Source organism: Roseospirillum parvum, from assembly GCF_900100455.1.
GTDB lineage: Bacteria > Pseudomonadota > Alphaproteobacteria > Rhodospirillales > Rhodospirillaceae > Roseospirillum > Roseospirillum parvum.
The window spans coordinates 22,594-35,149 of record NZ_FNCV01000006.1; the positions used below are offsets into that span (position 1 = coordinate 22,594).

The window sequence follows — 12,556 nt, forward strand, 5'->3', positions numbered from 1 at the left end:
CGGCAGTTTTCAAAATCCGGCCCACCACCCTTGGGGAGACGTACCCATGAGCGAGCTTATGAAAATCTTCGGCCAGGTCAGCGGCGCGCAGTCGTTCGACCGGATGAAGATTTCGATCGCCAGCCCCGAAAAGATCCTGTCCTGGTCGTTCGGCGAGATCAAGAAGCCCGAGACCATCAACTACCGCACCTTCAAGCCGGAGCGGGACGGCCTGTTCTGCGCCCGCATCTTCGGGCCGGTGAAGGACTACGAGTGCCTGTGCGGCAAGTACAAGCGCATGAAGTATCGCGGCATCATCTGCGAGAAGTGCGGCGTTGAGGTCACCCTGTCCAAGGTGCGCCGCGAGCGCATGGGCCACATCGAGCTGGCCGCCCCGGTGGCCCACATCTGGTTTTTGAAGTCGCTGCCCTCGCGGGTCGGTCTGCTCATCGACATGACCCTGAAGGACCTCGAGCGGGTTCTCTACTTCGAGAGCTATGTGGTGGTCGAGCCGGGCCTCACCCCCTTGAAGCAGTTCGAGCTGCTCTCGGAAGAGCAGTATCAGGTGGCGGTCGAGGAATACGGCGAGGACAGCTTCACCGCCGGCATCGGCGCCGAGGCGGTGCGCGACCTTCTGGCCGCCATCGACCTGGAGGAGCTGCGCGGCGAGCTGCGTGTCGATCTCAAGGAGACCACCAGCGAGGCCAAGCGCAAGAAGCTGGTCAAGCGCCTGAAGCTGGTCGAGGCCTTCCTCGAGTCGGGCTGCCGGCCGGAGTGGATGATCCTGACCGTCATCCCGGTCATCCCGCCCGAGCTCAGGCCCCTGGTGCCGCTGGACGGCGGGCGCTTCGCCACCTCCGACCTGAATGACCTGTACCGCCGGGTCATCAACCGCAACAACCGCCTGAAGCGGCTGATCGAGCTGCGCGCCCCGGAGATCATCATCCGCAACGAGAAGCGGATGCTTCAGGAGTCGGTCGACGCCCTGTTCGACAACGGGCGGCGCGGCCGGGCCATCACCGGGGCCAACAAGCGCCCCCTGAAGTCGCTGGCCGACATGCTGAAGGGCAAGCAGGGCCGCTTCCGCCAGAACCTGCTGGGCAAGCGCGTCGACTACTCGGGCCGTTCGGTCATCGTGGTCGGGCCGGAGCTCAAGCTGCACCAGTGCGGCCTGCCCAAGAAGATGGCGCTGGAGCTGTTCAAGCCCTTCGTCTACTCCAAGCTCGAACTCTACGGCATGGCCACCACCATCAAGGCGGCCAAGAAGATGGTCGAGAAGGAGCGTCCCGAGGTCTGGGACATCCTGGAAGAGGTGATCCGCGAGCACCCGGTGCTGCTGAACCGCGCCCCGACCCTGCACCGTCTGGGCATCCAGGCCTTCGAGCCGGTGCTCATCGAGGGCAAGGCGATCCAGCTTCACCCGCTGGTCTGCACGGCGTTCAACGCCGACTTCGACGGCGACCAGATGGCCGTGCACGTGCCCTTGAGCCTGGAAGCCCAGCTCGAGGCCCGGGTGTTGATGATGTCGACCAACAACATCCTGTCGCCGGCCAACGGCAAGCCGATCATCGTGCCCACCCAGGACATGGTGCTGGGTCTCTATTACATGACGCTGGATCGCAAGGACGAACCGGGCGAGGGCATGGTCTTCGGCAGCCTGTCGGAGGTCGAGCACGCCATGACCGCCGGCGTGGTCAGCCTGCAGGCCAAGATCCGGGCCCGCCTGACCACCTACAACGAGGCCGGCGAGATGGCCACCCAGCTGATCGAGACCACCCCCGGTCGCCTGATGCTGGCCGAGATCCTGCCCAGGCATCCCAAGGTGCCGTTCGGCACCGTCAACCGGCTGCTGCGCAAGAAGGAGATCAGCGACGTCATCGACGTGGTCTACCGCCACTGCGGGCAGAAGGAGACGGTGATCTTCTGCGACCGCATGATGTCCATGGGCTTCAAGCAGGCGGCGCGGGCCGGCATCAGCTTCGGCAAGGACGACCTTTTGATCCCCGAGGCCAAGGCCAAGCTGGTCGCCGACACCGAGGCCCAGGTCAAGGAGTTCGAGCAGCAGTACCAGGACGGCCTGATCACCCAGGGCGAGAAGTACAACAAGGTGGTCGACGCCTGGCACCACTGCACCGATCAGGTGGCCGACGAGATGATGAAGGTGACCGCCGTGCTCGACCCGGGCAAGCCGGTCAACTCGATCTACATGATGGCCCACTCCGGGGCCCGTGGCTCGCCCGCCCAGATGAAGCAGTTGGCCGGCATGCGCGGCCTGATGGCCAAACCCTCGGGCGAGATCATCGAGACCCCGATCATCTCCAACTTCAAGGAAGGCCTGACCGTGCTGGAGTACTTCAACTCCACCCACGGGGCCCGTAAGGGGCTGGCCGACACGGCGCTCAAGACCGCCAACTCGGGCTACCTCACGCGGCGTCTGGTCGACGTTGCCCAGGACGCCATCATCATCGAGGAAGATTGCGGCACCGAGCGTTACCTGACCGTCTCGCCGGTGGTCGAGGGTGGCGACACCATCGTCTCGCTGGGCGACCGCATCCTGGGCCGCACGGCGGCCGAGGAGATCACCGACCCGACCAGTGGCGAGGTCATCGTGCCGATCGGCGGGATGATCGACGAGCCGGCGGTGGAACGCATCGAGGCGGTCGGCCTGGAGCAGATCCGGATCCGCTCGGTGCTGACCTGCGACACGGTCAGCGGCGTCTGCGGCAAGTGCTACGGGCGCGATCTGGCGCGCGGCACGCCGGTCAACATCGGCGAGGCGGTGGGTGTCATCGCCGCCCAGTCGATCGGCGAGCCGGGCACCCAGCTGACCATGCGGACCTTCCACATCGGCGGCGCCGCCCAGCGCGGCACCGAGCAGTCGTCCATCGAGGCCGGCTTCGAGGCGACGGTGAAGATCAACAACAAGCACGTGGTCGCCAACAGCGACGGCGTGATGGTGGTCATGAACCGCACCTGCGAGCTGGTCCTGGTCGATGCCCAGGGCCGCGAGAAGGCGCATCACCGCCTGCCCTACGGCGCCAAGCTGCTGGTCGACGACGGCGAGGCGGTCACCAAGGCCTCCAAGCTGGCCGAGTGGGACCCCTACACCCTGCCCATCATCACCGAGCGCGAAGGCATCGTGAACTACATGGACCTGGTCGATGGCCTGTCCATGCGCGAGGTCACCGACGAGGCGACCGGCATCTCGGCCCGCGTGGTCACCGACTGGAAGCAGCAGCCGCGGGGCAGCGACCTCAAGCCGCGCATCACCCTGCGCGACGACACCGGCGAGGTGATCACCCTGCCCAGCGGTCACGAGGCGCGCTACTTCATGACCGTGGACGCCATCCTCTCGGTGGAGAACGGCCAGCGGGTGCATGCCGGCGACGTGCTGGCCCGCATCCCGCGCGAAGGCACCAAGACGCGCGACATCACCGGCGGTCTGCCCCGGGTGGCCGAGCTGTTCGAGGCCCGGAAGCCCAAGGATCACGCCATCATCAGCGAGATCGACGGGCGGGTCGAGTTCGGCAAGGACTACAAGTCGAAGCGCCGCATCCTGGTGGTTCCCGAGGAGGGCGATCCGGTCGAGTTCCTGATCCCCAAGGGCAAGCATCTGGCGGTTCAGGAAGGCGACTTCGTCAAGCGCGGCGACGCCCTGATGGACGGCAACCCGGTGCCCCACGACATTCTGCGCGTGATGGGTGTCGAGGCGCTGGCCGACTACCTGATCAAGGAGATCCAGGACGTCTACCGGCTGCAGGGCGTGAAGATCAACGACAAGCACATCGAGGTGATCTGTCGCCAGATGCTGCAGAAGGTCGAGATCGTCGAGCCCGGCGAGACCACCTTCCTGGTCGGCGAGCTGGTCGACCGCCTCGACTTCCAGGCCGAGAACGAGAAGGTGCTGAAGGAGGGCGGGCGCACCGCCACCGCCTCGCCGGTGCTGCAGGGCATCACCAAGGCCTCGCTGCAGACCCACTCGTTCGTCTCCGCCGCCTCCTTCCAGGAGACCACCCGCGTGCTCACCGAGGCCGCGGTCTCCGGCAAGGAGGACAGCCTGATCGGCCTCAAGGAGAACGTCATCGTCGGGCGTCTCATCCCGGCCGGCACCGGGGCGGTGATGAATCGCCTGAAGGCGATCGCCGCCGAGCGCGACCAGCGCATCCAGGAGGCCCGTGCCGCCGAGGCGGAGGCAGCCGCCGAGGCGGCGGCGCCGGAGGCCCTGCCCCCGGCGCTGACCGAGGCCGTGGCCGCCGCCCAGTCGACGCCTCCGGCCAACGAGGAGTAGGCTGAGGGGCTGTAGAGCGTGCCGCGTGATTTGTGAATCACGCGACACGCTCTAAACTTTTGATATTGGTGCAAATCGTCGTCGCGATCCGTTCTGGATCGCTCGGGCTTTGCTCTAATGGGCTCGCCGACCCATACCTTATATGGTGGGGGCCACACCGGGAACGGTGTGGCCCCTGCCATGTCTGGCCGGCTTCTGGCCGGCCTCTGGCCGGCCTCTGGCCGACCTCTTGGCCGACCTTTGGCCATCCCCCGGCGAGTGGCCCGGAAGGGCCCGGGGATTCAATGCTTGACGCCCGGAAGGGCGGGGACTATAAAGCCGCCTCCGCGGGTCCGGTGGTGGCCTGACGCTCCCGACCGGGGCGGTGCCGGATTGTCTCGACAACCTGGATGGTTTCGAAGGCAGGGCGGCACCTTCCGTTAACGGTCGAACCGGGGTGGCAGGTCAGACGCGGCTCCCGAAGCGGTCATCAGACGAGCCAGGCGGTTGTCAGCCTTTCAGGCCCTGGTTTTTGGCTCGTGACTGTCCTTTCTCGCAGAGAGCGGCTCGCCGCCCAGTGCCTGCTTCAGGCCCCGGGGGCGCTTTTGCCGGCTCGGTGCGGGGCGCGGCGGCGCCGGTTCCTTCAAGGGCTCCTTGAAGGGGGCGGGGTCGGCCCGGGGACCTGATGTGCTGCCTTTGGGATTCGGGTCAGCCAGGGCCTTTGCGACAGGTCATGTGATCGATCACGGATCGCCCCCGCGACACAGCAAGAGGGGCGCGCCGGCGTGTCCGTACCGGGTTCTCTCAAGGCAGGGGGGCTCATGGGCGGCGTGACGGCCATCGAGTGCAAGGAATCGAGATGCCGACGATCAACCAGTTGATCCGCGCTGGCCGCAAGGTGCCGGTGAAGCGCAACAAGGTGCCGGCCATGCAGGCCTGCCCGCAGAAGCGTGGGGTGTGCACCCGGGTCTACACGACCACCCCCAAGAAGCCCAACTCGGCGCTTCGCAAGGTGGCGCGTGTGCGCCTGACCAACGGGTTCGAGGTCACCAGCTACATCCCGGGTGAGGGCCACAACCTGCAGGAACACTCGGTGGTGATGATCCGCGGCGGGCGCGTCAAGGATCTGCCGGGTGTGCGCTATCACACCATTCGCGGCACCCTGGACACCCAGGGCGTCAAGGACCGCAAGCAGCGCCGTTCCAAGTACGGCGTGAAGCGTCCGAAGTAAGTTTCGAGCCGGTTTTTTTGTGTAAGCCCACTTTTCGGGTAGGCGAAGGAAAGAGACGACCATGTCCCGACGTCGCGCAGCGGTAAAGCGTGAGGTTCTGCCGGACGCCAAGTTCGGCGACCGCGTTCTGGCCAAGTTCATCAACTCGGTGATGCTGGACGGCAAGAAGTCCACCGCCGAGCGGATCGTCTATGGCGCGCTCGACAAGATGGCGGGCCGTGGCGGTCAGGACCCCGTGCGCCTGTTCCACGATGCGGTGGACAACGTGAAGCCGGCGGTCGAGGTGCGCTCGCGCCGCGTCGGTGGCGCCACCTATCAGGTGCCGGTGGAGGTCCGCCCGGAGCGTCGTCAGGCGCTGGCCTTCCGCTGGCTGGTCGATCAGGCCCGCAAGCGCTCCGAGACGACCATGGTGGATCGTCTGTCGGGCGAGCTGTCGGATGCCGCCAACAACCGTGGCGGCGCCGTCAAGAAGCGCGAAGACACCCACCGCATGGCCGAGGCCAACAAGGCCTTCAGCCACTATCGCTGGTAACCCCCGACCGACCGTTTCTAAAAAGACCCCGGCCGCCCCCCGGACGCCAAGGAGTTCCAGGTGATGAAGCGCGACACGCCGCTCGAGCGATACCGCAACATCGGCATCATGGCCCACATTGATGCCGGCAAGACGACCACGACCGAGCGAATCCTCTACTACACCGGCAAGTCGCACAAGATCGGCGAGGTCCATGACGGCGCCGCCACCATGGACTGGATGGAGCAGGAGCAGGAACGCGGCATCACCATCACCTCGGCGGCGACCACGGCGTTCTGGAAAGAGCACCGGATCAACATCATCGACACCCCGGGCCACGTCGACTTCACCATCGAGGTGGAGCGTTCGCTGCGCGTGCTCGACGGTGCGGTGGCGGTGTTCGACTCGGTGGCCGGCGTGGAGCCGCAGTCGGAGACGGTGTGGCGCCAGGCCGACAAGTACCACGTGCCGCGCATGTGCTTCGTCAACAAGATGGACCGCATGGGCGCCGACTTCTATCGCTGCGTCGACATGATCGTCGATCGCCTGGGCGCCACCCCGCTGGTCATGAACCTGCCCATCGGCTCGGAGTCGGACTTCGTGGGCGTGGTCGATCTGATCGTCAACAAGGCGGTGGTCTGGAAGGGCGACGACCTGGGCGCCTCGTTCGAGTACACCGACATTCCGGCCGAGCTGGCCGACAAGGCCGCCGAGTACCGCGAGAAGCTGATCGAGACCGCGGTCGAGGCCGATGACGCCGCCATGGAAGCCTACCTGGAGGGCAACGAGCCCGACGAGGCGACCCTGAAGGCGTGCATCCGCAAGGGCACCATCGCCATGCAGTTCGTGCCGGTGCTGTGCGGCTCGGCGTTCAAGAACAAGGGTGTCCAGACCATGCTGGACGCCGTCATCGACTTCATGCCGGCGCCGACCGACGTCGCCTCGATCCGCGGCGTGCTGCCCGACACCGAGGAAGAGGTCAAGCGCGTCAGCTCGGACGACGAGCCCTTCTCGGCGCTCGCCTTCAAGATCATGAACGACCCGTTCGTCGGCTCGCTGACCTTTGCCCGCATCTACTCGGGCATCCTGGAAAGCGGCTCCTACGTGCTGAACACCGTGAAGGGCAAGCGCGAGCGCATCGGCCGCATGCTGCTCATGCACGCCAACAGCCGCGAGGAGATCAAGTGGGCGGCGGCCGGCGACATCGTGGCCATCGTGGGCCTGAAGGACACCACCACCGGCGACACCCTGTGTGACCCGGTCAAGCCGGTGATCCTCGAGCGCATGGAGTTCCCCGACCCGGTCATCGAGGTCGCCGTGGAGCCCAAGACCAAGGCCGACATGGAAAAGATGGGCGTGGCCCTGGCCCGCCTGGCGGCCGAGGACCCGTCGTTCCGCGTCGCCACCGATCCGGAGAGCGGGCAGACGGTGATCAAGGGCATGGGCGAGCTGCACCTTGAGATCATCGTCGACCGCCTGAAGCGCGAGTTCAAGGTGGACGCCAACGTCGGTGCCCCGCAGGTGGCCTACCGCGAGACCATCGTCGGCACCCACACCATCGACTACACCCACAAGAAGCAGACCGGCGGTTCGGGCCAGTTCGCCCGCATCAAGCTGGAGTTCTCGCCCGCCGAGCCCGGCGAGGGTTTCATCTTCAACAACACCATCGTCGGCGGTTCGGTGCCCAAGGAGTACATCCCGGGTGTGCAGAAGGGGCTGGACAGCGCGTCGGACAACGGCGTCATCGCCGGCTTCCCGATGACCGACTGGAAGGCCACCCTGATCGACGGCGCCTACCACGACGTCGACTCCTCGGTGATGGCCTTCGAGATCGCCGCCCGCGCCGCCTTCCGCGAGGGTATCCCGCAGGCCAAGCCGCGCCTGCTCGAGCCGATGATGAAGGTCGAGGTGGTGACCCCGGAAGAGTACATGGGCGACATCATCGGCGACCTGAACAGCCGCCGGGGCAACGTCTCGGGCATGGATCAGCGGGGCAACGCCCGGGTGGTCTCCGCCAAGGTGCCGCTGGCCAACATGTTCGGCTACGTCAACACCCTGCGCTCGATGTCGCAGGGGCGGGCCCAGTACACCATGCACTTCGACAGCTATGCCGAGGTGCCGAACAATGTGTCCGAGGAGATCCGGGCCAAGATGGCCGGCTGATCCCGGCGCTGGGCGACAGCCGACCAGCGGATTATTTGGAACACGCCCCTGACCGCAGCGCGGCAGGCGTTCTGACGAAAGACGGAGTGCTTAAAGATGGCCAAGGCAAAGTTTGAGCGGAGCAAGCCGCACTGCAACGTGGGGACGGTTGGTCACGTTGACCATGGCAAGACGACCCTGACGGCGGCGATCACGAAGGTTCTGGCGGAGACCGGCGGGGCGACTTTTTCGGCCTACGACATGATCGACAAGGCTCCTGAGGAGCGGGCGCGGGGTATCACGATTTCGACGGCGCACGTTGAGTACGAGACGGAGAACCGTCACTACGCGCACGTGGACTGCCCTGGCCACGCGGACTATGTGAAGAACATGATCACGGGTGCGGCGCAGATGGACGGCGCGATCCTGGTGGTTTCGGCGGCCGACGGCCCGATGCCGCAGACCCGCGAGCACATTCTTCTGGCCCGTCAGGTTGGTGTTCCGGCGCTGGTTGTTTACCTGAACAAGGTTGATCAGGTTGACGACGAGGAGCTTCTTGAGCTGGTCGAGATGGAAGTTCGCGAGCTTCTGAGCTCGTACGAGTTCCCGGGCGACGACATTCCGATCGTGAAGGGCTCGGCGCTGGCGGCTCTGGAGGACGGCGACGCGAAGATCGGCAAGGAGTCGATCCTTGAGCTGATGAAGGCGGTTGACGAGTACATCCCGCAGCCGGAGCGTCCGAAGGACCAGCCGTTCCTGATGCCGATCGAGGACGTTTTCTCGATTTCGGGTCGTGGCACGGTGGTGACGGGTCGTGTTGAGCGGGGCATCGTGAAGGTCAACGAGGAAGTGGAGATCGTCGGCCTGAAGGACACCACGAAGACGGTGTGCACGGGTGTTGAGATGTTCCGCAAGCTCTTGGATCAGGGCGAGGCGGGCGACAACATCGGCGCGCTGCTGCGTGGCGTGAAGCGCGACGACGTGGAGCGTGGTCAGGTTCTGGCCAAGCCGGGTTCGATCACCCCGCACACCAAGTTCAAGTGCGAGTGCTACATCCTGACCAAGGAAGAGGGTGGGCGTCACACCCCGTTCTTCTCCAACTACCGTCCGCAGTTCTACTTCCGCACGACGGACGTGACCGGGACCATCGGTCTGCCCGAGGGCACCGAGATGGTGATGCCGGGCGACAACATCTCGATGGAAGTGAACCTGATCGCGCCGATCGCCATGGACGAGGGCCTGCGCTTCGCCATCCGCGAGGGCGGCCGCACCGTCGGCGCCGGCGTCGTCGCCTCGATCATCGAGTAGGGCTTCAAAGCCCAGATATCGGCCGGCGCCCGGGTTGGGCAACCACGCGGGCGCCGGAGAGTTTTTTGACACGTTGAAGCCAGATCGCGCCCCAGCAGGGGGCCGACAGACTTTGAAGCGCTCCGCTTGTTGAGGGCGGGCACCGGGAACGGGTTCGAAAAGACCATGGACAGCCAGAACATTCGCATTCGCCTGAAGGCGTTCGATCACCGCGTGCTCGACCAGTCGACGCGCGAGATCGTCAACACCGCCAAGCGCACCGGGGCCCAGGTCCGCGGGCCGATCCCGCTGCCGACCCGGATGGAGCGCTTCACCGTCAACCGCTCGCCGCACATCGACAAGAAGTCGCGCGAGCAGTTCGAGATCCGCACCCACAAGCGGGTGCTGGACATCGTCGATCCCACTCCGCAGACCGTGGACGCGCTGATGAAGCTCGACCTGGCCGCCGGGGTGAACGTCGAGATCAAGCTTTAATCGAGAACAACGCCGACAACACCGGTCGGTTCCCTTCCCGTCCCAGCCAAGCGGCACGGGGAAACGGGCCGACCAAGAAAGCGGAAACAACGACATGCGTTGCGGTCTGATTGCAAGAAAAGTGGGAATGACCCGCTTTTTCACCGACGACGGGATCCACGTCCCGGTTACCGTGCTCCACCTGGAGGACGGCGTGCACGTCACCGCCCAGCGGACCGAGGAGCGCGACGGCTACACCGCCGTGCAGCTCGGCGTGGGCAAGGCCAAGGTGCGCCGCACCGGCAAGGCGATGCGCGGCCACTTCGCCAAGGCGAAGGTCGAGCCCAAGCGCCATCTGGTCGAGTTCCGGGTCAGCCCGGACAACCTGATCGAGCCCGGCGCCGAGCTGTCGGCCGAGCACTTCCTGGCCGGCCAGAAGGTCGACGTCGCCGGGACGAGCATCGGTAAGGGCTTCGCCGGTGGCATGAAGCGCCACAACTTCTCGGGCCTCGAGGCGACCCACGGTGTGTCGGTCAGTCACCGCTCGCACGGTTCGACCGGTCAGTGCCAGGACCCCGGCAAGGTGTTCAAGGGCAAGAAGATGGCCGGCCACATGGGCGACCGTCGGGTGACCACCCAGAACCTCACCGTGCACGCCGTCGATGCCGCGCGCGGTCTGATTTTCGTCAAGGGCCCGGTGCCCGGCTCGGCCGGCGGCTGGGTCGAGATCCGCGACGCCGTCAAGCGGCCGCGCCCCGAGGGCGTGCCCACCCCGGGCGCCCTGAAGGTTGCCGAGGCGGCCGCCGAGGCGCCGGTCGAGGCTCCCGCCGAGGCGGCCGAGGCCGCCGGTGACGCCGCCGAGCAGAAGGACTGAGCCGAACCATGAAGTGCGACGTCATCTCCCTGGACAACGCCAAGGTCGGCGACATCGAGCTGGCCGACGAGGTGTTCGGTCTTGAGGTGCGGCCCGACGTGCTGCACCGGATGGTCCGCTGGCAGCAGGCCAAGCGCCAGGCCGGGACCCACAAGACCAAGGGCATCTCCGAGATTTCCGGCACCACCAAGAAGCCGTTCAAGCAGAAGGGCACCGGTGGGGCCCGTCAGGGCTCGCGGCGCAGCCCGCAGTTCCGCGGCGGTGCCACCATTTTTGGTCCGGTGGTGCGCAGCCACGCCCACGAGCTGACCAAGAAGTTCCGCCGCCTGGGCCTGAAGACCGCGCTGTCGGCCAAGGCCAAGGACGGCAAGCTGGTGGTCCTCGACAAGGCCGAGACCGACACCCCGAAGACCAAGGACATGGCCGGCCGCTTCGCCAGCCTGGGCTGGTCCTCGGTGCTGGTCATCGACGGCCCCGAGGTCAACGAGGGGTTCCGCAAGGCGACCCGCAACCTGGTCGGGGTGGACGTGCTGCCCAGCCAGGGGGCCAACGTCTATGACATCCTGCGCCGCGACACCCTGGTTTTGACCAAGGCCGCCGTGGAAAGCCTGGAGGAGCGCCTGAAATGAGCCGCAAGTACCAAGCCGTGACGGTTGGCCCGGAGCGTGCCTACGACATCGTCCGCGCCCCGGTCATCACCGAGAAGGGCACCCTGCTCGGCGAATTCAACCAGGTCGTCTTCCGGGTTCCCCTGGAGGCCACCAAGCCGGAAGTGAAGAGCGCTGTCGAGCAGGTGTTCGGGGTCCAGGTGACGGCCGTCAACACGCTGCGCCAGAAGGGCAAAGTGAAGCGCTTCCGGGGCCGTCTGGGCCGTCGCAGCGACACCAAGAAGGCGATCGTCACCTTGGCCGAGGGCCAGTCGATCGACGTGACCACGGGAATCTGACGCCATGGCACTGAAGACGCACAATCCCATCACTCCGGGCATGCGCCAGCTGGTGCTGGTGTCGCGCAAGGAGCTCCACAGCGGCGGTCCGGTCAAGCACCTCACCGAGGGTCTGACCAAGAAGGGCGGGCGCAACAACACCGGTCGGATCACCACCTTCAATCGTGGTGGCGGTCACAAGCGGCGCTATCGCCTGGTCGACTTCAAGCGCACCAAGTGGGACGTGCCGGGCACCGTCGAGCGCCTGGAGTACGATCCCAACCGGACCGCGTTCCTGGCCCTGATCCGTTACGAGGACGGCGAGCTGGCCTACATCCTGGCCCCGCAGCGTCTGGCCCCGGGTGATACCGTGGTCGCCGGCGAGCGGGCCGACATCAAGCCCGGCAACGCCATGCCGCTGAAGAACATGCCGGTCGGCACCATCATCCACAATGTGGAGATGAAGCAGGGCAAGGGCGGCCAGATCGCCCGCTCCGCCGGCTGCTACGCCCAGCTGGTCGGCAAGGACGCCGGCTACGCGCAGATCCGCCTCAATTCGGGCGAGCTGCGGCTGGTTCGTGGCGAGTGCATGGCCACCTGCGGCGCGGTGTCCAACCCGGACAACCAGAACATCAAGCTGGGCAAGGCGGGGCGTTCCCGCTGGCTGGGCCGCAAGCCGAGCGTGCGGGGCGTGGCGATGAACCCCATCGACCATCCGCACGGCGGCGGCGAGGGTCGCACCTCGGGCGGCCGGCACCCGGTCACCCCGTGGGGCAAGCCGACCAAGGGCAAGCGTACCCGCAACAACAAGGCGACGGACAAGCTGATCATGCGCAGCCGTCACAAGGCCAAAAAGAAGTAACGGA

Annotated in this window: 10 protein-coding genes; all 10 read left to right on the forward strand. The window is 66.2% G+C overall.

The genetic code is table 11. The annotated features are described in order from the left end of the window. Positions 1-46: 46 nt before the first annotated feature. The 10 genes from rpoC (at position 47) to rplB (ending at position 12,552) form a co-directional block, all read left to right on the forward strand. Positions 47-4,267 (forward strand): DNA-directed RNA polymerase subunit beta', encoded by a 4,221-nt coding sequence (gene rpoC, locus BLR95_RS09960; protein WP_092619218.1) that lies wholly within the window; start codon positions 47-49, stop codon positions 4,265-4,267. 838 nt (positions 4,268-5,105) lie between these two features. Then, a complete protein-coding gene (rpsL, locus tag BLR95_RS09965; RefSeq protein ID WP_092619221.1) occupies positions 5,106-5,477 on the forward strand; it encodes a 30S ribosomal protein S12 in 372 nt (123 codons plus the stop codon). A 61-nt stretch (positions 5,478-5,538) separates the two neighbouring features. Further along, positions 5,539-6,009, forward strand: a complete 471-nt coding sequence (gene rpsG / locus BLR95_RS09970) for a 30S ribosomal protein S7 (RefSeq protein ID WP_092619224.1) — start codon at positions 5,539-5,541, stop codon at positions 6,007-6,009. Between the two features lie 63 nt (positions 6,010-6,072). Further along, complete coding sequence (gene fusA / locus BLR95_RS09975; RefSeq protein WP_092619227.1) at positions 6,073-8,151, forward strand: elongation factor G; 2,079 nt, start codon at positions 6,073-6,075, stop codon at positions 8,149-8,151. A 96-nt stretch (positions 8,152-8,247) separates the two neighbouring features. After that, a complete protein-coding gene (gene tuf / locus BLR95_RS09980) occupies positions 8,248-9,438 on the forward strand; it encodes an elongation factor Tu (RefSeq protein WP_092619195.1) in 1,191 nt (396 codons plus the stop codon). A 165-nt stretch (positions 9,439-9,603) separates the two neighbouring features. Continuing rightward, entirely contained in the window at positions 9,604-9,912 is a 309-nt protein-coding gene (gene rpsJ / locus BLR95_RS09985; protein ID WP_092619230.1) for a 30S ribosomal protein S10, read from the forward strand. A 94-nt stretch (positions 9,913-10,006) separates the two neighbouring features. Further along, positions 10,007-10,765 carry a 50S ribosomal protein L3 gene (gene rplC / locus BLR95_RS09990; RefSeq protein WP_092619233.1) on the forward strand — a complete coding sequence of 253 codons (759 nt, stop codon included), beginning with the start codon at positions 10,007-10,009 and terminating at the stop codon, positions 10,763-10,765. Positions 10,766-10,773: 8 nt separating this feature from the next. Next, positions 10,774-11,394, forward strand: coding sequence for a 50S ribosomal protein L4 (gene rplD, locus BLR95_RS09995; protein ID WP_092619236.1), 621 nt, complete (start codon positions 10,774-10,776; stop codon positions 11,392-11,394). Next, entirely contained in the window at positions 11,391-11,711 is a 321-nt protein-coding gene (locus tag BLR95_RS10000; protein WP_092619239.1) for a 50S ribosomal protein L23, read from the forward strand. The genes rplD and BLR95_RS10000 overlap by 4 nt, the downstream gene beginning before the upstream one ends. A gap of 4 nt (positions 11,712-11,715) precedes the next feature. After that, entirely contained in the window at positions 11,716-12,552 is an 837-nt protein-coding gene (gene rplB, locus BLR95_RS10005; protein ID WP_092619242.1) for a 50S ribosomal protein L2, read from the forward strand. Positions 12,553-12,556 lie beyond the last annotated feature (4 nt).